This window comes from Dyella sp. C9, assembly GCF_003332825.1.
Lineage (GTDB): Bacteria > Pseudomonadota > Gammaproteobacteria > Xanthomonadales > Rhodanobacteraceae > Dyella.
Map to the genome: position 1 here is coordinate 378,192 of NZ_QIRF01000003.1, position 22,048 is coordinate 400,239.

The following is a 22,048-nucleotide window of genomic DNA, read 5'->3' on the forward strand; positions in this document are numbered from 1 at the left end:
GCCAGGTTGCCATGAAACCAGCCGGAACCCCGGAGGATCCTGCGGTGACTTGACCGGGACGTCCTGCGTGTCCCTGAAAGTGAGCATCCCTGCGACCAGCTGCATTCCGCGTTCGATCGCGGAGCGGGCAAGAAGCATATGCATGTCGGGCTCCCGACTACCCCTGTGTAGTCGTTGGGCGCACTCTAATCATTTTCACGCCCGATACACAAATGCCAATCGTCACTGAATTTGCAAGAGGGGGTGGCACGCCCTTTTGTCATACTGTTCACAAAAGTGAAGGCAGGAACTTGCGAGTGGCGGCTTTTGACATTCGCTAGGCTGACGAGCAGGCAAAATTTCATTCGATACGCTGTCCTATCGGTACTTCCTCATGCGATCCCTACGTTTCGACAACCGCTTCATCCACGAACTGCCTGGGGATGCCGAGCAGGGCAGCCGGGTACGCCAGGTGCTGGGGGCGCTGTACTCCCGGGTCGAGCCGACCCCGGTCGCCGCGCCCGAGGTCGTCGCCTGGTCCCGTGAGATGGCCGCGACACTGGGGCTGTCCGAAGACGAGTTGCGCTCGCCCGCATATGCAGAGGTCCTCGGCGGCAACGCCCTGCTGGAGGGCATGCAGCCATACGCGGCCAACTACGGTGGGCACCAGTTCGGCGTATGGGCCGACCAACTGGGTGACGGTCGAGCCATCTCGCTGGGTGAGGTGCTGGATGGCCAGGGACGGCGCTGGGAACTGCAGCTGAAGGGCGCCGGCCCTACACCTTACTCGCGAGGGGCGGATGGCCGCGCGGTGCTGCGTTCCTCGATCCGCGAATTCCTGTGCAGTGAAGCGATGCACCACCTTGGTGTACCGACCACGCGTGCCCTGAGCCTGGTGGTAACGGGTGACACCGTCGTACGCGACATGTTCTACGACGGCCACCCGCAGGCGGAGCCCGGCGCGATCGTGTGTCGGGTGGCCCCGTCCTTCATCCGCTTCGGCAATTTCGAGTTGCCCGCGGCGCGCGGCGACATCGATCTGCTGCGGCGCCTCGTCGACTTCACCATCGCCCGCGATTATCCCGAGCTGGCGCTCCAGGGAGAGCCGCTGTATGCGGAGTGGTTTGCCCAGGTCTGCGAGCGTACCGCAGTGATGGTGGCGCACTGGATGCGCGTGGGCTTCGTGCACGGGGTGATGAACACCGACAACATGTCCATCCTCGGGCTTACCATCGACTACGGTCCGTATGGCTGGATCGACAATTTCGATCCCGACTGGACTCCCAACACCACGGACGCAGGCCGGCGCCGCTACCGGTTCGGCCAGCAGCCCAACGTGGCATGGTGGAACCTCAGCCGGCTGGCCATGGCGCTGGCGCCCTTGTTTGCGGATGCCGCACCATCCCTGCAGGCGGGGCTGGATCGCTATGTGGCGGCCTATACCCAGGCCGATCGGGCGAACACCGCCGCCAAGCTGGGGCTGTCGACCTGCCGCGACTCCGACCTGGAACTGATGCGCGACCTGCACGCCCTGCTGGCCGATGCAGAGGTCGACATGACGCTGTTCTTCCGCGGCCTGGGCGAGCTCGACCCAGCCGAGGAGTCGCTGGCTTCGCTGCATGATGCCTTCTACGACGATGCCAGGCGCGTGCAGTTCGAGCCGGCCTTTGCGTCCTGGTTGGCACGGTACGCGGCACGCGTGGCGGAGGACCCCTCCGCGGCTGCACAGCGTCGCGAACGCATGCGCGCGGCCAATCCGCGCTACGTGCTGCGCAATTACCTGGCGCAGGAGGCGATCGATCGCGCCACGCAGGGCGACTACGAAGGTATCCGCGAGCTGCTCGAAGTCATGCGCCGTCCCTACGACGACCAACCCGGGCGAGAACACTACGCGCAGAGGCGCCCCGCCTGGGCGATCAACAAGGCGGGCTGCTCCATGCTCTCGTGCAGCTCGTGAGCATCAGCGCAATGCGCCGCCGAGGAACTGCCGCAACTGCGACGCATTGAGCGCGCCGGCCTGGCGGGCCACCTCGCGTCCGCCCCGCAGCACCAGCAGGGTAGGGATGCTGCGGATGCCAAAGCGTTGCGCCAGCGCCGGTTGCGCCTCGGTGTCCACCTTGGCCAGACGCAACTTCGGCTCGAGCTGGTGGGCGGCCTCGTTGAACACCGGGGCGAAGTTCAGGCAGGGACCGCACCAGGGCGCCCAGAAATCCACCACCACCGGCAAGTCGCCACGCCCGGCTACCGCATCGAAGTTGGCCTGGGTGAGGTTGGCTGGCTTGCCCTCGAACAGTGCCTGCTTGCAGCGCCCGCACACCGGCTTTTCGGCCAGGCGCTCGGACGGCACGCGATTGAGGGCGCCGCAATGGGGGCAGGGAACGTCCAGGGTGGTGGACATGGCAGGCTCCGGTGGGAAGACTCACTGGCGCGAACATGGTGTTCGTGGCGACTCGATGCAAGGTGGCGCTGTCCGGAGGCGGTGACCGGTGAGACCTGCTATGCCCGTGCGCCTGGCCATGCTGGCCGGCGCTTGCTGGACACTGCCCAATAGCCTGCTTGGGCTGCTGGCGGGGCTGGCCTGCATGCCCTGGGGAGCGCGTCCACAATGGCGGGCCTCGGAGGCCGCCCTGGTCTTTCGGCACATGCCGTGGCCGGGGCCCGGCGGCGCGTTGACCTTGGGCAACGTGATCCTGCACACCGGCGACAACCTGGACACACCTTGCCTCACCTATGCGCATCGCGCGGGCTTGTGCACCGAGCCCCCCATCTCGCTGGCCGACCATGAGCGTGCCCACGTGTACCAGTACCTCGCGTTGGGGCCGTTGTTCCTGCCGCTGTATGCCTTGTGCGGCGGAATCAGCGTGCGCAACCGCTTCGAGCGCGCAGCCGATCGCTATGCCCGCGAGGGTTCGGGCTGGTGGCCGTGGCGGACGCCCGGGAGGTGAGCGTTTGCGACGCCTGAGGCGATGAAGGTCGACGGCGCGCGCTCAGGGGTTGTTGCCGCCGTTATTCGGCTGCGGGCGCTGCGGTGGACGCTGGTTGCCGCCCTGGCCCGAAGGCCGTCCCCCGTGAGGGGGACGGTTGTTGCCGGGAGCCGGGCGATTGCCGCCCGGGGCCGGTCCGCGGTTGGTGGCTTGTCCCTGCGGTGGGCGATTGCCCTGGTTGGGCGCGGGACGGCTGCCCTGATTGCCCGGCGGCCGGGCGCCGTGGCTGGGCGGCCGGTTACCCGGGTTCGGCGCCGGGCGATTGCCCGGGGAAGTGCCTGGCCGGTTGCCCGGGGAAGTGCCCGGCCGGTTGCCGGGGCTGGGCGGCGGACGATTGCCCTGATTCGGCGGGGGACGGTTGCCTTGGTTCGGCGGTGGGCGATTGCCCTGGCCGGGCGGTCGTGCACCCGGACCAGGCGGGCGACCGCCAGGGCCATGCATGGGCGGGCGCGGCGGCGGCCGCGGGGCGTATGGACGGCTGAACCAATAATCGCGATTGCGGTAGAACGGCCGGTTGACGTAGTACGCGCCCCAGTACGCCGCGATCGAGAACGCGATGATGGGAATGCCGATGCGCGCACCGTAATCGGCCACGATCACGGGCTGGTTCTGGTAGGTGTACTGCACATAGGTACCGGCGACCCAGCCGCGTTGGCCCACGGTGATCACGTCGCACCAGCCCCAGCCTTCGGTACATCCTTGGATCGCCACTCCGGTGCCGGCAGGCAGCTGGGCAATCGTCGGGTAGCCGATGTCGGGGCCGGCATAAAGATCGACATAGGACGTCACCACGCCATTGACTGCCTGCGCAAAGCAGGTGGACGCCACGCCCAGGGTCAACAGCAACGAACAGATGAAACGTTTCATCGGGCTGCTCCTGAAGTAACACCTTGATGAGACTGCGCGGAGTGCGAAGGCGTTGTCAAAGCGCATGGGCCCGGATCGCCATCGGCCGTTTGCGATGGGCGCCGTAGGAGCCCGTTCATGGCCGTAACGCGGGCCACGCGGAAAGCGTGGACAGGCCCCTGGCGGCAACGGTGTGGCCAACTGGCGCTCATGGCGCGAACCCCCAGCGGGGGCGGCGTCGGTGCTGGTCATCGGCCCAAGCTGAAGAGCCGCGCGCCGGAGGCGCTGGAATGGTATTGCCGGTTGCCGCGCAACACGGCGTTCACATGGCCGCGAGCGCCTCGCGATAGGCCTGGCGCACCAGTTCGTGGAAGTGATGCACGGCGTTCTCGCGCAAGGGGTTCAGTCGCCCGGTGTCATACGAGCCGGACGCCAGGCCACGCTGCACGTCTTCGCAGATCGTGACGTCCTCGTCCTGCACCTCGTCGCTGAAGGCGATGTCCTTCGCGCGCCGCGCTTGCGCTTCGGCGCTGTCGTCGGGCGGGTAGTAGAAATCGAACTCCACGCGGCAGCGATCCACGCCCAGCGGCAGCACGCGGTTGGTCTGCAGGCGCCCGGGCAGGATGTTGAGCATGGTATTGGGGTGGATGAAGTAATACAGCGCCTCGCCGCTGCCATACAGGTCGCTGCCGCTTTCCAGCGGGCTGTACTGGAACGAGTACCACGCGGCGGTCTCGGTGATGTAGCTGCGGTAATCGAGCAGGCTGTTCAGGCCCGGATGGATATGGGGCACGTGGTAGCCCTCCAGGTAATTGTCCACGTACACCTTCCAGTTGCAGGCCACCTCGTAGCTCGCCCGATGATGGAAGACATGGCCTTCCAGCGAACGGTCCGTGCCGAGGCGTTGGTCGATGCCGGCCACCACGTCGCCGAACGGCGGCGCATCGTCGGTGGCGACGAACACCAGCCCCTGCCACAGCTGCACGCGCACCTCGGGCAGGCGGATGTCGGAAGGGTTGAAGTCGGGCGTACGTCCCATTTCGGGAGCGCCGCGCAGGACTCCGTCCAGGCCATAGGTCCAGCCGTGGTATCGGCATCGCAGGGCCCTGGCGCCGCGACCATCGCAACTGGCGATGGGGCCGGCGCGATGCCGGCAGACATTGTGGAATGCACGCACCACGCCGTCCTCGCCGCGCACCACCAGCAGTGGCAGGCCGGCGATCTCGATCACTACATGGTCACCCGTTTCGGGTAGCTGCGTCTGGTGGCACACCAGCTGCCAGCTGCGGGCAAAGATCGCGCGTGCATCCAGCGATGCCATGCGCGGGTCGGTGTAGAAACGGGCGGGCAGCGTCAGCGCGTGGTCGAGCGGCTGCGGGGCAAGGACAGGAGCTTGAAGCAGGTCACGCATGGACGATGCACCGGGCTTGGGACTACCCGAGTATCGGCCGCCATCGCGCGAGGCGGGAGGGGGTAAGCGGCCAGTTTCAGGCGATGGCGGCGAGCTGCCCCTGCACCTCGTTGATCGAGTTGCGAATGCGCTGGCTGAAGATCGAATCCTCGTGGTGGATCAGCACCAGCCGTTCGGTCGCACGCGTCATGGCCACGTACAGCAGCCGTGCCTCCTCGGCTTCGTTCTTGCCCGGCTTGGGCAGCGAGCCCAGCCCGGGAATGATCACCAGCGGGAACTCCAGGCCCTTGCTGGAATGCATGGTGATCAGCTTCACCGTGTCGTCGACCACGAACAGCGCACTCTTGCCGTTGCCCTCGGCCAGCCGGCTGGGAATGCCCACGCGCTGCAGGGCCTCGTGCAATTTCTCGCCCTCCCAGGTGTTGCGGAAGATCACCGCCATGTCCGACCAGGGGCGGCCGCCAGCCTGCTCATCGCGCAGTCGCGAGATGATGGCGGGCAACTGGTCTTCCATGCGTTCGACGCGGATCAGTTCCGGCAGTGCACCGCGCCTGCCCGCACTTTCCGGTGCCACCAGCGGAACGCTGTCGTCGTCGCCGGGGCGCTCCAGCAGCAGCTCGTTGGCAAAACCTCGCGCTACCGCGAGGATCTCCAGCGTGTTGCGGTAGTTGAGCTTGAGGATGGTGGTGCGGCCCTGCGCCTGCACGCCCAGGCTCTTCCAGCTGAGCTTCTTGCGGTTGGCCTCGCCGTAGATGTTCTGCGCATCGTCGTACAACACCAGCAGCGAATTGGTGTTGGGGTCGATCATCTGCACGATCAGCCGGTACCATTCCGGTTCGAAGTCATGGCCTTCGTCGATCAGCACCGCGCCGTACTGGAAGCGCGGTATCTGCCCGCTGTCCACTCCGGCGATGACCGCCGGCGGCAGCTCCTCGGCGAAGCGCGGGCCGTCGGCAGGCAGGGGGACGTGATAGGCCGCAAGCATGCTTCGGCACCACTTGTGGAAGTTGTAGACCTGCACCTTGTCGCTGAGGCCGCGCTCGCCCATGAGCTGTTCCAGCCGTGCCGCGAGCGTCTTGTTGTAGCACAGCACCAGGATCGGCTTGGACAGCGCGCGCGCCAGTTCCATCGCGCGGAAACCCAGGATCATGGTCTTGCCCGAGCCCGCCACGCCGTGAATGATGCGGTGCTCGTCGCCCAGCGACCGCGCCAGCAGTTCCTGCTGTGCGTCCATCACCTTGATCAGGTCGGGTATGCCCACCTTGGTGCTGTTGCCCGAACTGCCGGCGGCGAACAGGCCGAACTGGCCGTCACCCGGCTCGACGCGGATCTCGGGGAACAGGTGCCAGCGCACGCGATCGATCTGCGGCAGGGTCAACGCCGTTGGAAACACCTGCGGGAACATCGCCCACAGGCGTTCCTGGAACACTTCCGCATCCACCGACTCGTACATCTCGTCCTGGCAGATCACCAGGTGCGCGGGAATCACCGCGTCCAGGTTTCCCGCCTCGAACTGCTTGCGGCTGATGTTGGCCAGCACCACGCCGTAACCCCACGGCATCAGCAGCTTGCCTTCGTAAGCATGGCCGGGTGGATGGCGCAGCGCCGGATCCTGTGCCAAAACCTTGTAGATCTCGCTGGCGCAGTCGCGTGCCTGCATCAGCGGGTTGTGTTCCTTCACGCTGCTGCTGCCGGTGAGCAGGGTGAACAGGGTGCGGTCGGCCTGCTGGATGGTGCCGTGCTTCCAATCCTTCACCTCCAGCACCAGGATGCCGCGGCGCGGGTGGAACACGATGAAGTCGGGGCGACGCTGGCGTGGCCCGATGGCCACGTCGTACCACAGCAGGTAGTCGTCCTCGAGTTTCTGCTCCAGTCGTTCGGACAGGCGTTTCTCGCCGCTGGTCATGCGCGGCAGGCAACTGTTGCGGGATGGAATGAGCGTCGCCACCTTGGCCCCCAGGCGTTCCGATCCGGCGACGTTAGCGGATCGGCGCGGGCTGTCAATGCAGGCCGATCGCAGGGCAGGGCCGCCGGCGTGCGCTCAATCCCAGCGCTGCAGTATTTCCACGCTCACGCCCATGCGCGCGCAGGCACGGCTGGCGATGCCGTCGTGCAGTGCATGCCGGAAAATCGGCGCCACGGACCACAGCGCCCGCGCGGCCACGCGCGACTGCGCGCGCTGCAGCGGCGAGCGCCCGAGCAGCGCATCCGCCCATGGAGGCAGCAGGGCGGCGCCGGCCTGCAGGAACACGTCGCGCGAGAGACCGGCGACGGGCACTGGCAGGCGTACCCGCGAAAGCACGTCAAGCACCACGCGCGAGCGTTCGCTGAAGGCCAGTTCCGCCTGCAAGCGGCGGAAATAGGCCTGCACCTGCGCCTCGGACGCGGGCACGTCGCGGGCGCCGAGTGCCTCGGCGATGCGGCGAACCTCGTCGTAATAGCGATCCGCGGCGCCGGCCGGCATGGCGATGTGGCTGTAACGTCGATAACCCTGCAGGAAGCTGTAGGCCTCCGTGACGTGTACCCAGGTCAGCAGGTGCGGGTCGTCGGCCGCATATGGACGTCCATCTTCCGCGGTGCCGCGTACCTGCGCATGGATGCTCTTCACGCGTTCGATCAGCGCCAGGGCTCCACCAGTGGGTGCATAGGTGGTGCCGCTGACGAACGAGGTGGTGCGGCGCAGCCGCCCGATCAGGTCGTCGCGGAAGTTGGAATGGTCCCATACACCGGCCAGCGCCAGCGGATGCAGCGTCTGCAACATCAGTGCGGCCAGCCCGCCGGCGAGCATGCCCGGGAAATCGGCGTGCACGCGCCAGGTGGCGCTGTGCGGGCCGAACAGGCCCGGTTCACCGAGCGGGAGATCGTAGTCCACGTGGCCGCCGCCACCGCGCGGAAAGGCGCTGAGTACCCACCGACGAATGGGTTCGCGGGCGGGCAGGGCGAGCAGGTTCCAGGGAGAAGGCATGCACGCAGTGTAGCGCTTGGTTTCAAATGCATCCTTTGCATGCACGAAATTCCTGTGTTATTCCTACACGCCATGACCAACCACACCGCCCGCCAGTATTTTTGGTTTTACGGCTATCCGATGCCGCTGGCGGAGGGTTGGTAGCGACTGTCTCAACGACAAGTCACCATTCCCAAAAAGGCCGCCAGCCACCACTGGCGGCCTTTTTCATGGTCGCGAGTGGATCCCCCCCCAGGAGCCCCGCCCGTGAACCCTTCCACCGATGACTTGCGCATTCGCGCCATCACCACCCTCAGCTCGCCTGCCGAGGTCATGCACGACTGCAAGCTGAGCGCGCGCGCCGCCAACACGGTCACCGCATCACGCCAGGCGCTGCATCGCATCCTTGCCGGCAAGGATGATCGCCTCGCCGTGGTGATCGGCCCATGCTCGATCCACGACACCGACGCCGCGCTGGAATACGCGCAGCGCCTGGCGGAACAACGCCTGCGCCACGCGGGCGAGCTGGAGATCGTCATGCGGGTGTACTTCGAGAAGCCGCGTACCACGGTGGGGTGGAAGGGGCTTATCAACGACCCGGATCTGGATGGCAGCTTCCAGATCGACAAGGGCCTGCGGCTGGCGCGCGGCCTGCTGCGCGACATCAACGAGCTGGGCGTGCCGGCAGGCTGCGAGTTCCTGGACATGATTACGCCGCAGTACATCGCCGACCTGGTGGCGTGGGGCGCGATTGGTGCGCGCACCACCGAGAGCCAGGTGCATCGCGAGCTGGCTTCGGGATTGTCGTGTCCGGTGGGATTCAAGAACGGCACCGACGGCAACGTGAAGATCGCCGTCGACGCGGTGCAGGCGGCCTCGCAGCCGCATCACTTCATGGCGGTGACCAAGGACGGCCAGACGGCGATTGCCGCTACCACCGGCAACGAGGACTGCCATGTGATCCTGCGCGGCGGCAAGACGCCGAACTACGACGCTGCGAGCGTGGACGCTGCCTGTGCGGCGATCGCGCGGGCTGGCGTCGACGGACGCGTGATGATCGATGCCAGCCACGCCAACAGCGCCAAGCAGCCTGAAAACCAGCCGCGCGTGGTGGAGGACATCGCGCGCCAGCTGGAGGGCGGCGAGCGGCGCGTGGTCGGCGTCATGGTGGAAAGCCACCTCGTGGGCGGCCGCCAGGAACTGGTGCCGGATCAGCCGCTGCTTTACGGCCAGAGCATCACCGACGGATGCATCGACTGGACGACGTCGGTCGAGGTGCTCGACCGGCTGGCCGAGGCCGTGCGTGCGCGGCGCAAGGCAGCACGCCCGCTGCGCATGGCGGCGGGCTGCTGAATCAGGCGTGGCTTTCGCGGCTCGTCGCGCTGGGATCCACCGCCAGCGTGAGACGCGCCGTCTGCACGCCGTTTTCCATTGACAGCGTGGCCACGGAGGTGTTGCCGCGCTGGCTGGTGTAGACCTGGTCTTCGGCGAGCGTGGTACGCGTCAGGCCGTGGCGCTGGTAAGCCGCCTGCGTCATCGCCGCGATGCTGGCTTCCTCGGGGAAGAACAGTTGGCCGGTATGCACGGTATGTCCGCCGCGGTAGTGGCCGTCCTGCATCTGGCCACCCACGTGCAGCTTGAGATGGATGTGATTCACCCGGCCCGCGTAGTAGCCGGGAAAGATGGTGCGGAAACCCGCCAGCCCGCGTTCGTCGGCCATTTGCACGCCACGCAGAAAAGTGAGTTCGTCCGTGGCCACGGTCCTCAGTGGCATGCCATCGCCGTTGGGTGGCGGCCCGGGCGGCGTTCCGCCCGGTGGTGGTCCCGGCGGCCTGCCACTGGGCGGTGGACCACCGGGTGGCGGACCCATGCCCGGGCCGCCGGCAGACATGGCCGTGAAGCCGGAATACTGTCCCTGCGCGTCGCAATGCCATACCTCCAGCGCCGTGCCGCTCAACGGGCGACAGGTGCGGCTGTCGAGCACTTCGAAGCGCAAGATCAGGGGTTGGCCAGGCCGGCCCTCGGTGATGTCTTCGCGCAGCAGCGCGCGATCGAGGTAATAGGGGCCTTCAGTCTGCTCGGGGTTGAGCGAGCACGCAGGCCGCCCATCCGGCAGGGCGCGGGCGACGCGGGCGAGGGGAAGGGCGGCGACGCCGCTCAGGCATAGCTGCAGGAAATGGCGCCTGTTCCAGGTGATCTTCACTACATGTCCCGTTGATGGAGAGCGCCATGCGTGCATGACCTTCCATCGAACGTTCATGCGGAGCGCTGGATGACAAGCGGCGCGCTTATTCCTCCAGGCGTGCGTCTAGCGTGATGTGCGCTTTCAACACCTTGGAGACGGGACATCCTTCCTTGGTCGCCTGGGCGATCTTGTCGAACGTGCCCGGGTCGATGCGCGGCACGCGCGCACGCGTGGTGAGATCCACGGTGGTGATGGCAAAACCATCGCCATCCTTTTCCAGCGTGACCTCCGCCTTGGTCTCGACGCGATAGGCGGTGAAGCCTGCCTGCTCGAGTCCGGCGGCGAGCGCCATGGTGTAGCAGCCCGCGTGGGCCGCGCCAAGCAATTCTTCGGGGTTGGTGCCGGGGCTGTCCTCGAAGCGCGAGCGAAAGCCGTACGCCGCGTCGTGCAGCACACCGGTGCCGGTGGACACCGTGCCCGAGCCTTCCCTGAGCCCGCCTGACCAGGCGGCGGATGCCGATCTCTTCATGGATACGCCTCTTGCCACGCGCTGCGAGCCGCTGGTGCAGTTTGCCCAAGCACCCATGCATGAAACGCGAAAAAGCGAGGCTCGTGCCTTCACGCTGGGTTCGCTGCACCATGCTTTATCCTTCGCCGCCTTCCATGCTTGCGGTACCGTTTCATGTTGGCCGAGATCAATCACAACCCAAGGGCGCATCGTTTCGAAGTCAAGGTGGACGGCGTGCCCTGCGTGCTCGATTACACGCTCACCGATGGCGTGATGACCATCACGCACACCATCGTGCCCTCTGCCGTGGGTGGCCGCGGCATTGCGGCCAACCTGGTGCGCACCGCGCTGGACATGGCGCGCGAAGAGCATTGGAAGGTCGATCCCGCCTGTTCCTATTCGGAAATCTGGATGAAGCGGCATCCGGAGTACGCGGACCTGCACGTCTGATACATCTGCCTTTCGAAGCCGACGCTCCCTCGTCGCCAACCCTGTACCCGGCTCGGTTTAAGATGCGCCTGCCCGATGGCGGGACACGGGGGGATCACTGATGAGGTTCTGCACACACGGAATGGGATCGGCGCATGGCGACGCCTGAAGCCGTGCCTCCACGCCATATTCCCTTCGGGAAGATTCGTGCCCGCCCGCGGCTGCTGGTCGCCTCGATCGTGTTCGTCATTGCGGGCCTGCTGTTCTGGCAGGGACTGCACATGAAGCCGGCCAAGGCGCTGCTGCTGGGATTCGACCTCGGTGTCGCGATCTACCTGGTTGCGCTGGCGATGCTGTTCAACCAGAGCACCACGCCCGAAGTGATGCACATCCAGGCCCGCAAGCAGGACACGGGGCGCTGGGGCGTGCTGTGGAGCGCCATCACGCTGACCGTCGTGGTCGCGGTGGCACTGACGACCGAGCTGGGTGCGGCCAAGGGTGGCGGTGTCGAGGCCCTGCTGGTGGCGGCGGCCAGCATCGTGCTGTCGTGGTTGTTCCTCAACGTAACCTTCGCGCTGCACTACGCGCATGGCTATTACGGCGATGGCGGCACGCGACATTCGGGCCTGGAGTTTCCCGGCACGCCCCAGCCCGACTACTGGGATTTCGCCTATTTCGCCATCGTGATCGGCATGACCTTCCAGGTATCCGATGTGCAGATCACCAGTCGCTACCTGCGTCGCGTGGCCCTGCTGCACAGCGTGATCGCGTTCTTCTTCAACGTGTTCATCATCGCCATCAGCGTGAACATCGCAGCCGGGCTGGCCGGATAAGGCCGCCATGCCGGCGCGGGCCGGCATGGCGCCGCAGACTCAGTCGCGGAAGTTGTCGAACTGCAGTGGCAGCTCCACGTCGGCCTTGCGCAGCACGGCCATGGCCAGCTGCAGGTCGTCGCGCTTCTTGCCGGTGACGCGCAGCTTGTCACCATTGATCTGGGCCTCGACCTTGAGCTTGGCGTCCTTCAGCGAGGCCACCAGCTTCTTGGCGATCGGCTGCTCGATGCCCTGTTTCACGGTGATCTTCTGGCGCGAACCGCCCAGGTTGGTCTCGGCGTCACCCACGTCGAGGGCGCGGATGTCGATCTTCCGCGAGGTGAGCCGGCCGCGCAGGATGTCCAGCATCTGCTCCAGCTGGAATTCGCTGGGTGCGCTCTGGGTGATCACGAGCTTGTCGAGCTCGAACTTGGCGTCCGTGCCCTTGAAATCGAAGCGGTTGGCCAGTTCGCGGTTGGCCTGGTCCACGGCATTGGTGAGCTCGTGCTTGTCGACTTCGGAAATGACGTCAAAGGAGGGCATGGCGGGATCCGGTGCGGCTGAAAGCCGGAAGTTTAAGCGATACGGCGCCAGCTGGCGGATAATGCGCGCCTTGTGACGATGGAACAGGCCATGAAGGTGGTGCGCGCGTGAAAGTGGATGTACTGGTCATCGGTGCGGGCGCGGCCGGCCTGATGTGCGCCATCACGGCGGGACAGCGCGGGCGTAACGTGCTGGTGGTCGACCATGCCAACAAGGTCGGCAAGAAGATCCTCATGTCGGGCGGGGGGCGCTGCAATTTCACCAACAGGGGGGTGACACCGGCCTGCTACCTGTCCGCCAACCCGCATTTCGCCAAATCGGCGCTGGCCCGCTACACACCCTGGGATTTCATCGCGCTGGTCGAAAAGCACCGCATCGCCTATCACGAGAAGGAGCTTGGCCAGCTGTTCTGCGACGAATCCTCCAAGCTGATCGTGCGCATGCTGCTGGACGAGTGTGCGCAGGCCGGCGTGCGCATCGAGACCAGCTGCGGGGTCGAGCGCGTGCGCCACACCGGCGAAGGCTTCACCGTGCACACGGCGCGTGGCGAAGTGCATGCGCAATCGCTGGTGATCGCCACCGGCGGGCTGTCCATCCCGAGCATGGGCGCCACGGGCCTTGGCTACGAACTGGCCCGGCAGTTCGGCCACCAGGTGCTGCCCACGCGGGCGGGGCTGGTGCCGCTGACGCTGAGCGGCAAGCACCAGGAGCGTTACCAGGATCTCTCCGGCGTGGCCTTGCCGCTGGTAGAGGCGCGCGTGGGCAAGCGCTCCTTCCGTGCCGGCATGCTGTTCACCCATCGCGGCATCAGTGGACCTTCGATCCTGCAGATTTCCTCGTACTGGCAGCCGGGCGACGACCTGCGCATCGACCTGCTGCCCGAGCTCGATGCGGGCGCCTGGCTGCAAGAGCAGCGCGGGGCGCGTCCCGCCGCGGAACTCAAGAACGTGCTGGGCGACGTGCTGCCGCGCCGTCTTGCGCAGCGCCTGTGTGAGTTGTGGTTCGAGAGCCGCCCGATGCGCCAGTACCGCGAGGCGGAGCTGGCCGGTATCGGCGAGCAGTTGCACGACTGGCCGATCGTGGCCAGCGGCACCGAGGGCTACCGCACGGCCGAAGTCACGCTTGGCGGCGTCGATACCGACGGCCTGTCGTCCTCGACCATGCAGTCGAAACGGGTGCCGGGGTTGTATTTCGTCGGGGAGGTGGTCGATGTCACCGGCTGGCTCGGCGGCTACAACTTCCAATGGGCGTGGGCCTCGGGCCATGCGGCTGGCGAAGTGGCGTGATTTCGCGCGCGCTGTACGCGCGGCGTGATCCACTCTCAACGTTTTGTGTGGCGGAGGATGGACGCATGAAAGTCGGTTTCATTGGCCTGGGCGCCATGGGCAGCGCGATGGCGAGCAACCTGCTCAAGGCCGGCCACGAGGTAACCGTATGGAACCGCTCGCCCGGCCCGACCGAGCCGCTGGCCTCGCTGGGGGCCAAGGTGGTGCGCAGTGCCGATCGTGCGGCGCAGGGCGAAGTGCTGTTCAGCATGCTGGCCAATGACGATGCGGTCCGGGCGATCTTCCTCACCGGTGGGCTGCTCGACGACATGGACAAGGGTACCGTCCACGTCAATCACGCCACGATCTCGGTCGCATTGGCGCGCGAGCTGGCGGCCGAGCACGCGCAGCGCGGGCTGGATTATGTCGCCGCGCCAGTGTTTGGCCGCCCGGATGTGGCCGCGGCCGGCAAGCTCAACATCCTCGCCGCGGGCCGTGCCGCGGTGATCGAGCGCGTGCGCCCGCTGCTGGAGGCCATGGGTAGCCGCATCTGGCCGCTCGGCGATGCAGCGGAACGCGCCAACGTGGTGAAGATCGCCGGCAACTTCATGCTCGGCGCCGCGATCGAGAGCATGGCGGAAGCCTCCGCGCTGGCCCGTGCACACGGCGTCAGCGCCGCGGATTTCCTCGACGTGATGACCAACACGCTGTTTGCCGCACCGGCCTACCAGGGCTACGCCAAGCTGATCGCCGAGCAGCGCTACACGCCGGCAGGCTTTGCCTTGCCGCTGGGCTACAAGGACATCGGCCTGGCGCTCAGTGCCGCCGATGCCACGCGGGTGCCGCTGCCGTTGGCCGGCCTGTTGCGCGACAACCTGCTGGAAGCCCTCTCGGCCGGTGACGAGGACGTGGACTGGTCGATCCTGGCGCAGGTGGCGGCGCGCCGAGCGCACCTGGACGATCGAAAGCTGTAGGAGAGCACCCTGTGCGCGATCAACCTACGAAGCAGAGAGGCCACGAAGCCCGAACGTGACGCCACCGGCAGGCCTCGGTCCCCTATGGGATGCGCCCCCCTGCAGGGGAGTGGTGTCATCGTGCCTGCCGGCGACGGGTGAGCCAGCGGTCGAGCTGGTTGGCGAAGGCCTGCTTGTCGCGGGCGTGGAATGCCGCCGGACCGCCGGTGTCGATGCCCGCGCCGCGTAGTTCGTCCATGAAGTTGCGCATGCCCAGGCGCTGGGCGATGGTTTCGGCAGTGTAGAGCTCGCCGCGCGGGTGCATGGCCAGGGCGCCCTTGGCGATCACCGCCGAGGCCAGTGGAATGTCCTGGGTCACCACCAGGTCGTCGGCCTGCACGCGCTGCACGATCTCGTTGTCGGCCACGTCGAACCCGCCGGGCACCTGGATCGCCTTGACGAAGCGCGAAGGCGGCGTGCGCAGCCACTGGTTGGCGACCAGGGTCACCATCACCTGCTCCCGCTCTGCGGCGCGGAACAGCACTTCCTTGATCGCTACTGGGCAGGCATCGGCATCCACCCAGATCTGCGAGGCCGGACTCACGCGGCGCCGCTCCAGTGCAGCGTGCCGTCGATGATGGTGTTGGTGTGGCCGCCGATCCACACCACGTCGCCGTCAATGCGCACGATGAGGCTGGCGTCGTGGCCGATTTCCCGGCCCTGGCTCACCGTATAGCCGCCAGCAAGCGCGCCATGAGGCTCCGCGTGGGCGATATACGCGGCGATCAGGCCGTTGGCGGCGCCGGAGGCCGGGTCCTCGACGATGCCCACGCCAGCGGGCAGGGCGCGCACCACCAGTTGGTAGTCCGGGTGCGCACTGCGCGCGAACACGCACAGGCCAAGGCTGTCGGTGGCCTTGGCCAGCGCGCCGATGGCAGCGTGATCAGGCTGCCAGCCGCGCAGGCTGGCCTCGTCGGCGCATTCGGCCAGCCACCAGTGGCGGCCACCGGCGACATACGCAGGCGGCAGCGTTCCCAACGGGATGCCGGCCAGTGCGGCATGCAGCAGCGGGTGCGCATCACGGCCGGTTTTCTCGACGGTGGCGTGGGGCGACTTCAGCAACAGATGGCGCGTGCCGCCTTCGCCTTCGATGCGGATAGGCAGCACGCCGGCGCCGCATTCCTGCCACAGCACGCCGTCGACCGGCGTCGCCAGGCCGCACTCGAGCACGGCATGGGCGCTGCCGATGCTGGGGTGGCCGGCGAAGGGAATTTCCTTGTGCGGCGTGAAGATGCGCACCCGATAGCTGGCGTTCGGCTGGCTCGGCGGCAGCAGGAACGTGGTTTCGACCAGGTTGGTCCAGCGGGCAAAGGCTTGCATGCGGTCGTCGCTCCAGCCGGTGGCATCGGTGACGACGCCCAGGTGGTTGCCGCCGCCGACCGTGGCGGCAAAGACGTCCAGATGCAGGTAACGAATCGACATGTGCGTGGGGTTGGCTGGCGTGGGGAAGACGCGCGAAGCCGCGCATGATAATGCGGATTTGGCCCCGATGCCCGGGTTTTCTGCCGCAGGCCGGTGTCGACAAGCGCTTCACGCGCCGCCAAGATGAGCTATTCCACGCCCAAATTCCGATACGGAAGTCTGCATGATCACCCTGGCCATCATCGCCATTACCTGCGTTGTCTCCTTCATGGCGTTCAACAACGCCCGCCTGATGAATGACCTGATCCTGTGGCCGCCCGCCATCACCCGCAACCGCGAATTCCACCGCCTGGTGACCTACGGGTTGGTCCATGCGGACTTCAACCACCTGCTGTTCAACATGATCACGCTGTTCTTCTTCGGGCGGCAGATGGAAGGTTTCTACACCGCCACCCTGGGCACGCTGGGCTTTGCGTTGTTCTACATCGTGGCGCTAGTGGTATCGATCCTGCCGACCTACCTGAACAACCGCAGCAACCCGAACTACCGCAGCCTGGGCGCGTCCGGCGCGGTGTCGGCGGTGCTGTTCGCCTACATCCTGCTGGCGCCGTGGTCCCGCATCATCGTGTTCGTGCTGCCGATGCCGGCGATCGTCTATGCCGTGCTCTACGTGGGCTATTCGATCTACATGGATCGCCGCGGCCAGGGCAACGTCAACCACAGTGCGCACCTGTGGGGCGCAGCCTTCGGCGTGGCCTTCACCTTGCTGATTCGCCCGGAGGTGTTCTCGCACTTCCTCGGTCAGCTGTCGCAGCCGCGTTTCTAGCCCGCGGCAGCAGGTTCCTGCTCACCGGGGATACATCTTTGCGGTGCTAATTGTCGGCTGGCCTGGCGAGCAGGGCGTCGGGCTTCTCCACCACCGCAGGAGTGAAGACGCATGGCAACGACGCGAAAGTCGGCCCCGAAGCGATCCGCGGCCAAGAAGACAGCCACCCGCAAAAGCCCCGCCCGCAAGACGGCAAGCAAAAGCGCACGCAAGACCACCGGACGCAAGGTGGTGACCCGCAAGACCGCCGTTCGCAAGGCCGCCACCCGGAAGACGGCCACCCGGAAGACGGCGACACGCAAGGCAGCACCCCGCAAGACGGCGGCCCGCAAAACCGCAGCCCGCAAAACCGCCACCCGCAAGACTGCCGTTCGCAAGAGCACCGCGCGCAAGATGTCCGCCCGCAAGAGTCCAGCGCGCAAGGTTGCCGCCAAGCGGCCAGCCGCCCGCAAGGTGGCGGCGAAGAAAAGCGTGGCCAAGAAGGCCACGCGCAAGACCGCGCGCAAGGTCGTCAGCAAGGCGGTCAAGAAAGCCGCGCCACGCAAGGCCGCCGTGAAGTCCAGCGGGCGCACCACCTCCCGCAAGGTAGCTGCCGCCCCGCGACACAAGGCCGCTACGAAGAAGGCGGCCAGCCCGCGTCCGCGCGCCAGCGCGCCACGCCGGCCGGCGAAGCGGCGGATCACGCCCGAGGAGGCGGTGGCCCACATCCAGGAGTTGCTCGAAGCGAAGCAAGAGCGCGTCCGCCAGGGGCCGAGTTGGCCGGGTGCCGACGCGTTTCCCTCCGCCGAGCTGGCTGGCAACGGCAACAGTCATGCCGGCGCTGGGGTATCCAGCGAGGCCGTGTACGGACACATCCGCCAGCCACCCGAGCGCGGCGGCAACGGTTGAAGCAGGGCGTCCGGCGGTGGCGTGGCCGGGTGAATGGCTGGCAGGTGAATGCCTGCCGGCCACTCCGCATGCATTCAGTGGCCACTCAACGGATCAGGACTAGCTTGGACTCATCCTCCCTGAGGCCATGAGTCATGAAACGCACGATTGCCGGCCTTGCTCTGGTGGTGGTCACCGCAGCGCTGTCTGGTTGCTACTACTACCCTGACTACAGTTACGTCCGGCCGGTGACCACCACCGCCGGGGGCGATGCCTACTACGGCAGCGGTGTCACCTACGCCAACAGCTACTACGCCTATCCGGGTTACTACTACCCGTACGGTTATTACGGGTATGGCTACGGCTGTTGCTACGGTCCGGCTGTCAGCATCGGCATCGGCGGTGTCTGGTACGGCGGCTCGCGCTATTACGGCGGGCGCTATTACGGTGGCCACTACTATGGCCGAGGACCCAGCGGCGGTCATGGCGGCTGGGGTGGCCGCGGTGGCTGGAGCGGCCACGGCAACACCGGCCACTGATCTCAAGGCACAATCGCGGCATGAGGTGGTTTGCCATCATGCCGCTACGCTGGAAGGGACTCAGGCCGATCGCCATGCTGGCGGTCGGCCTTGTGCTATCCGCGTGCAGCACCATGGGTTACTACGGCCACGTGGCGGCGGGGCAGGGCCAGCTGTTGATGCATCGCCGTGACGTTGCGCGCGTGGTGGAGGATCCGGGCACCGATCCGGCGCTGAGGACGCGCCTGCAGCTGGCGCAGCAGGCGCGCAGCTTCGCCACCCGTCACCTGGACCTGCCCGACAACCGCAGCTACACGACCTACGTGCAGTTGGACCGGCCCTACGTGGTGTGGAATGTGTTCGCGACACCGCGCTACTCGCTGGCGCCAGTGCAGCATTGCTTCCTGTTCGCTGGCTGCGTGGCCTATCGGGGCTATTTCTCGCGCGACAAGGCCCATGCCGAAGCGGCCCGGCTGGAAGCGACCGGTGATGATATCTACGTGGGTGGCGTGCCGGCCTATTCGACCCTGGGCTGGTTTGCCGACCCCATCCTCAGCAGCATGATGCGCTGGGATGACGACGAGCTTGCCGCCACCATCTTCCACGAGCTGGCCCACCAGCTGATCTACGTAAAGGACGACACTGCCTTCAACGAATCGTTCGCCACCTTCGTGCAGGAGCAAGGCCTGCGCGAGTGGCGTGCTTCCCGTGGGCTTCCGCCGCAGGAGGGCAAGGACAAGGCGATGGACGATGGCTTCACCCGCCTGGTGCTGGAGCTGCGCGACCGTCTCAAGGCGTTGTACGCGAGCGGTGTCGACGAGTCGGCCATGGCCGCCGGCAAGCAGCACGAGATCGCCGATTTTCGAGTGCGTTACGCCGCCTGGCGCGACGGCCAGTGGCACGACGACCGTCGCTACGACGCCTGGGTAGCTTCACCCATCAACAACGCCCGCTTGCTGCCGTTCGGGCTGTACGATCACTGGACCCCCGCCTTTGCCGCCCTGTTCCATCACGCCGAGGGGCAGTGGCCGGCGTTCTACGCGGTGGTCAGGCAACTGGCGCAGCTGCCACCGACCCAGCGCGAGAAACTGCTGCAGCAGTGGCTGGACTACGCCGCACGCTCTTGAGGAGGGTCAAGGCTGCGCCTTGCGCCCGGCCATGTGATGCAGGTAAGCCAGCAGGTCGTCAAGGTCGGCATCGCTCAGCGCCTGGTGATCGAAGCCCGGCATGCGCGCCTGCGGCCAGCGTCGCAGCGACTGCGGATCACGGATATAGGCACGCAGCAGGTCTTCGCGCAGGTACTCGGTGGGGTTGTGGGGGATGTTGAGGTCGGGGCCAAGGCGCGCATCGCCCTCGCCATTGAGCGTATGGCAGGCGAAGCAGGTGCGCTGGAACACGTCGAAGCCCCGGCGCACCGGGCTGTCGGGCTTCAGGCTGGCGGCGGGCCGGATCGCGGGGAACCGCTCGGCGACCGGAGCCAGGCGGCGGATCGCGGCGAGCTGGAACGGCCATTGCTCCTGGCCAATCTTCATCGCCTGCGGGTCGGTCCACACCAAGTAGAACGGGCCGGCGCTCGGCTTGTCGGCGGCCAGCGCCGGCCAGGCATGGACGGGGTCCTCGATGGCCAGCCAGGCCTGCGATCCGTGGGCCTGCAGCACCAGGGAGGCCGGGATCTCCACCGCAAACCCGTCGCTGGCGACGAACAGCAGCGAGTCGTCGGGTGACGCACCGGCCAGCAGGGCCTTCAGCGGCACGGCGCGGTAACGCATCGGGTGCTTGTAGGCGACGTCCTCGGGCACGTCGATGCCGCGAACGTCATGCCGTCCCAGCAGCTCCCCGGTCGAATAGGTGTGCGTCCCGTGGCCAAGGTCGACGGTGAGCTCCGCGGCATGCAGGGGCAGGGCGACGCACAGGGCCAGCAGGCACAACCGGCGAAACAGCGGGAGCATGGTGGTTTCCGACGCAAAGTGGTGGGCCATTCTAGGGGCTGTCGGCCGCAGCTGGCCGAAAGCTGAACGGAATCGGCCCGGGTCTTGAACTACATCACGTCGAACCACACTAAGTAGTCGTATCGCCGTGACGGCGACAAGAAGTGGTGCAGCAAGATCGTGCCACTGAGGGGTCGGTCCGTTTCCCCTCTTTGTTTGAGACCGGCCTGACAAAACCTCGGTAGTCCCTCCCCTGACTACCGAGGTTTTTATTTGCCTGCGATTCGCCCAGGCTCGCGTCAGAGTGGCCATGGCGGGGATAATCAGGGTTACCCCGTGCCCAGTGCGTCCGCGTGAGCGACCGATGATCGTCACCTCCCTGCTCGATACCGACCTGTACAAGTTCTCCATGATGCAGGTGGTGCTGCACCACTATCCGGCCGCCCACGTCGAATACAAGTTCAAGTGCCGCAACCCGGGCATCGACCTGGTTCCCTACATCGACGAGATCCGTGCCGAGCTGGCGCAGCTTTGCACGCTGCGCTTCACCGAAGAGGAGCTCGACTACCTGCGCAGCTGGCGCTTCATCAAGAGCGACTTCGTGGACTTCCTCGGGCTGTTCCAGCTCAACGCCAAGTACGTGGAGATTTATCCGGCGCAGGATGGTCCCGGCGAGATCGAGTTGCGCATCCGCGGGCCGTGGCTGCACACCATCCTGTTCGAGGTGCCGCTGCTGGCGATCATCAACGAGGTGTACTTCCGCAATACCCGGCCCGGGCTCGATCTTGCCGGGGGGCGCCGTCGCTTGCGCGAGAAGATTGCGCTGCTGCGCGACACCGAGGGCTTCGCGGATTGCCGCATCGCCGACTACGGCACGCGCCGGCGTTTCTCCCGTGCCTGGCAAGCAGAAGTGGTGACCGCGCTGCGCGACGGCCTGGGCCGACAGCTGGCGGGGACCAGCAACGTGTGGCTGGCGTGGAAGCTGGGGCTGACCCCGCTGGGCACGTTGGCGCATGAATACCTGCAGGCGCACCAGGCGCTAGGTCCGCGCCTGCGCGATTCGCAGGTGGCGGCGCTGGAGACCTGGGCGAAGGAGTACCGTGGCGACCTGGGTATCGCCTTGTCCGACGTCTATGGGTTGAGCGCGTTCCTGCGCGACTTCGACATGTACTTCTGCAAGTTGTTCGACGGAACCCGCCACGACTCCGGCGATCCGTTTGCCTGGGGCGAGCGCGTGCTGGCGCACTACCGTGCCAATCGCGTCGATCCGCGCACCAAGGTGCTGGTGTTCAGCGACGGCCTGGACATCCCCAAGGTGATGCGCCTGTACGAGCACTTCCACGGCCGCTGCCAGCTGGCCTTCGGCGTGGGCACCAACCTTACCAACGACGTGGGCCCCGAGCCGCTGCAGATCGTGATCAAGATGGTCCGCTGCAACGGCCAGCCGGTGGCCAAGATCAGCGACACGCCGGGCAAGAACATGTGCGAGGACAGTGCCTACGTGACCTATCTTCGGCAGGTATTCGAGATTCCCGCCGATCCCGAGGCCGTTCCCTGCTGAAACACTGCAGGAGCGCATCCGGTGCGCGACCTGGCGCGGCACTGAGGCACGACGGGTCGCGCACCGG

At 66.5% G+C, this 22,048-nt stretch carries 23 protein-coding genes; 12 read left to right on the forward strand and 11 right to left on the reverse strand.

What is annotated here, in order from left to right; genetic code table 11:
• Positions 1-373 precede the first annotated feature (373 nt).
• Positions 374-1,936: a YdiU family protein gene (locus DVU99_RS06360; protein ID WP_114239358.1), complete on the forward strand. Its 1,563-nt coding sequence runs from the start codon at positions 374-376 to the stop codon at positions 1,934-1,936.
• A 3-nt stretch (positions 1,937-1,939) separates the two neighbouring features.
• Here the strand turns inward: DVU99_RS06360 and trxC are convergent, their stop codons facing one another.
• Entirely contained in the window at positions 1,940-2,377 is a 438-nt protein-coding gene (gene trxC, locus DVU99_RS06365; RefSeq protein ID WP_114239359.1) for a thioredoxin TrxC, read from the reverse strand.
• Positions 2,378-2,477: 100 nt separating this feature from the next.
• Between trxC and DVU99_RS06370 the strand changes: the two genes are divergently transcribed.
• Complete coding sequence (locus DVU99_RS06370; RefSeq protein WP_114239360.1) at positions 2,478-2,924, forward strand: hypothetical protein; 447 nt, start codon at positions 2,478-2,480, stop codon at positions 2,922-2,924.
• Positions 2,925-2,966: 42 nt separating this feature from the next.
• Here DVU99_RS06370 and DVU99_RS06375 read toward each other — a convergent pair whose 3' ends face one another.
• From DVU99_RS06375 to DVU99_RS06390, 4 genes are all read right to left on the reverse strand, one after another.
• Complete coding sequence (locus DVU99_RS06375; protein WP_198670203.1) at positions 2,967-3,830, reverse strand: SH3 domain-containing protein; 864 nt, start codon at positions 3,828-3,830, stop codon at positions 2,967-2,969.
• 301 nt (positions 3,831-4,131) lie between these two features.
• On the reverse strand, positions 4,132-5,220 hold the full coding sequence (locus DVU99_RS06380; protein ID WP_114239362.1) for an aromatic ring-hydroxylating dioxygenase subunit alpha: 1,089 nt from the start codon (positions 5,218-5,220) through the stop codon (positions 4,132-4,134).
• A gap of 76 nt (positions 5,221-5,296) precedes the next feature.
• Positions 5,297-7,168 carry a 3'-5' exonuclease gene (locus tag DVU99_RS06385; RefSeq protein ID WP_232823481.1) on the reverse strand — a complete coding sequence of 624 codons (1,872 nt, stop codon included), beginning with the start codon at positions 7,166-7,168 and terminating at the stop codon, positions 5,297-5,299.
• A gap of 93 nt (positions 7,169-7,261) precedes the next feature.
• Complete coding sequence (locus DVU99_RS06390; protein ID WP_114239483.1) at positions 7,262-8,185, reverse strand: oxygenase MpaB family protein; 924 nt, start codon at positions 8,183-8,185, stop codon at positions 7,262-7,264.
• 246 nt (positions 8,186-8,431) lie between these two features.
• Between DVU99_RS06390 and DVU99_RS06395 the strand changes: the two genes are divergently transcribed.
• Positions 8,432-9,517: a 3-deoxy-7-phosphoheptulonate synthase gene (locus tag DVU99_RS06395; protein ID WP_114239364.1), complete on the forward strand. Its 1,086-nt coding sequence runs from the start codon at positions 8,432-8,434 to the stop codon at positions 9,515-9,517.
• 1 nt (position 9,518) lies between these two features.
• Here DVU99_RS06395 and DVU99_RS19690 read toward each other — a convergent pair whose 3' ends face one another.
• Positions 9,519-10,367 carry an intradiol ring-cleavage dioxygenase gene (locus DVU99_RS19690; RefSeq protein WP_157971368.1) on the reverse strand — a complete coding sequence of 283 codons (849 nt, stop codon included), beginning with the start codon at positions 10,365-10,367 and terminating at the stop codon, positions 9,519-9,521.
• Positions 10,368-10,452: 85 nt separating this feature from the next.
• On the reverse strand, positions 10,453-10,878 hold the full coding sequence (locus DVU99_RS06410) for an OsmC family protein (RefSeq protein ID WP_114239366.1): 426 nt from the start codon (positions 10,876-10,878) through the stop codon (positions 10,453-10,455).
• 153 nt (positions 10,879-11,031) lie between these two features.
• On the opposite strand from DVU99_RS06410, the gene DVU99_RS06415 reads away from it, so the two are divergent.
• Both DVU99_RS06415 and DVU99_RS06420 read left to right on the forward strand, forming a co-directional pair.
• Positions 11,032-11,307 (forward strand): GNAT family N-acetyltransferase, encoded by a 276-nt coding sequence (locus DVU99_RS06415; RefSeq protein ID WP_114239367.1) that lies wholly within the window; start codon positions 11,032-11,034, stop codon positions 11,305-11,307.
• Positions 11,308-11,441: 134 nt separating this feature from the next.
• Complete coding sequence (locus DVU99_RS06420) at positions 11,442-12,119, forward strand: DUF1345 domain-containing protein (RefSeq protein WP_114239368.1); 678 nt, start codon at positions 11,442-11,444, stop codon at positions 12,117-12,119.
• Between the two features lie 39 nt (positions 12,120-12,158).
• Here the strand turns inward: DVU99_RS06420 and DVU99_RS06425 are convergent, their stop codons facing one another.
• The gene (locus tag DVU99_RS06425) at positions 12,159-12,641 is read right to left on the reverse strand and encodes a YajQ family cyclic di-GMP-binding protein (protein ID WP_114239369.1); all 483 of its coding nucleotides are present in this window, start codon (positions 12,639-12,641) and stop codon (positions 12,159-12,161) included.
• Positions 12,642-12,748: 107 nt separating this feature from the next.
• On the opposite strand from DVU99_RS06425, the gene DVU99_RS06430 reads away from it, so the two are divergent.
• A complete protein-coding gene (locus DVU99_RS06430; RefSeq protein ID WP_114239370.1) occupies positions 12,749-13,927 on the forward strand; it encodes an NAD(P)/FAD-dependent oxidoreductase in 1,179 nt (392 codons plus the stop codon).
• A gap of 65 nt (positions 13,928-13,992) precedes the next feature.
• Positions 13,993-14,880, forward strand: a complete 888-nt coding sequence (locus tag DVU99_RS06435) for an NAD(P)-dependent oxidoreductase (protein WP_114239371.1) — start codon at positions 13,993-13,995, stop codon at positions 14,878-14,880.
• 115 nt (positions 14,881-14,995) lie between these two features.
• Here DVU99_RS06435 and DVU99_RS06440 read toward each other — a convergent pair whose 3' ends face one another.
• Both DVU99_RS06440 and DVU99_RS06445 read right to left on the reverse strand, forming a co-directional pair.
• Entirely contained in the window at positions 14,996-15,463 is a 468-nt protein-coding gene (locus DVU99_RS06440; protein ID WP_114239372.1) for a YaiI/YqxD family protein, read from the reverse strand.
• The gene (locus DVU99_RS06445; protein ID WP_114239373.1) at positions 15,460-16,341 is read right to left on the reverse strand and encodes a PhzF family phenazine biosynthesis protein; all 882 of its coding nucleotides are present in this window, start codon (positions 16,339-16,341) and stop codon (positions 15,460-15,462) included. The genes DVU99_RS06440 and DVU99_RS06445 overlap by 4 nt, the downstream gene beginning before the upstream one ends.
• 163 nt (positions 16,342-16,504) lie before the next feature.
• Between DVU99_RS06445 and DVU99_RS06450 the strand changes: the two genes are divergently transcribed.
• The 4 genes from DVU99_RS06450 to DVU99_RS06465 all read left to right on the forward strand — a co-directional run bounded on the left by DVU99_RS06450 (position 16,505) and on the right by DVU99_RS06465 (position 19,619).
• On the forward strand, positions 16,505-17,107 hold the full coding sequence (locus DVU99_RS06450) for a rhomboid family intramembrane serine protease (protein WP_114239374.1): 603 nt from the start codon (positions 16,505-16,507) through the stop codon (positions 17,105-17,107).
• 111 nt (positions 17,108-17,218) lie between these two features.
• Positions 17,219-17,995, forward strand: coding sequence for a histone H1-like repetitive region-containing protein (locus DVU99_RS06455; RefSeq protein WP_114239375.1), 777 nt, complete (start codon positions 17,219-17,221; stop codon positions 17,993-17,995).
• A 134-nt stretch (positions 17,996-18,129) separates the two neighbouring features.
• Positions 18,130-18,513 carry a hypothetical protein gene (locus tag DVU99_RS06460; protein WP_114239376.1) on the forward strand — a complete coding sequence of 128 codons (384 nt, stop codon included), beginning with the start codon at positions 18,130-18,132 and terminating at the stop codon, positions 18,511-18,513.
• A 74-nt stretch (positions 18,514-18,587) separates the two neighbouring features.
• Positions 18,588-19,619, forward strand: coding sequence for an aminopeptidase (locus tag DVU99_RS06465; protein WP_114239484.1), 1,032 nt, complete (start codon positions 18,588-18,590; stop codon positions 19,617-19,619).
• Between the two features lie 6 nt (positions 19,620-19,625).
• Here DVU99_RS06465 and DVU99_RS06470 read toward each other — a convergent pair whose 3' ends face one another.
• Positions 19,626-20,441, reverse strand: a complete 816-nt coding sequence (locus DVU99_RS06470; protein WP_114239485.1) for a cytochrome c — start codon at positions 20,439-20,441, stop codon at positions 19,626-19,628.
• Between the two features lie 343 nt (positions 20,442-20,784).
• On the opposite strand from DVU99_RS06470, the gene pncB reads away from it, so the two are divergent.
• Complete coding sequence (gene pncB / locus DVU99_RS06475) at positions 20,785-21,981, forward strand: nicotinate phosphoribosyltransferase (RefSeq protein WP_114239377.1); 1,197 nt, start codon at positions 20,785-20,787, stop codon at positions 21,979-21,981.
• Positions 21,982-22,048 lie beyond the last annotated feature (67 nt).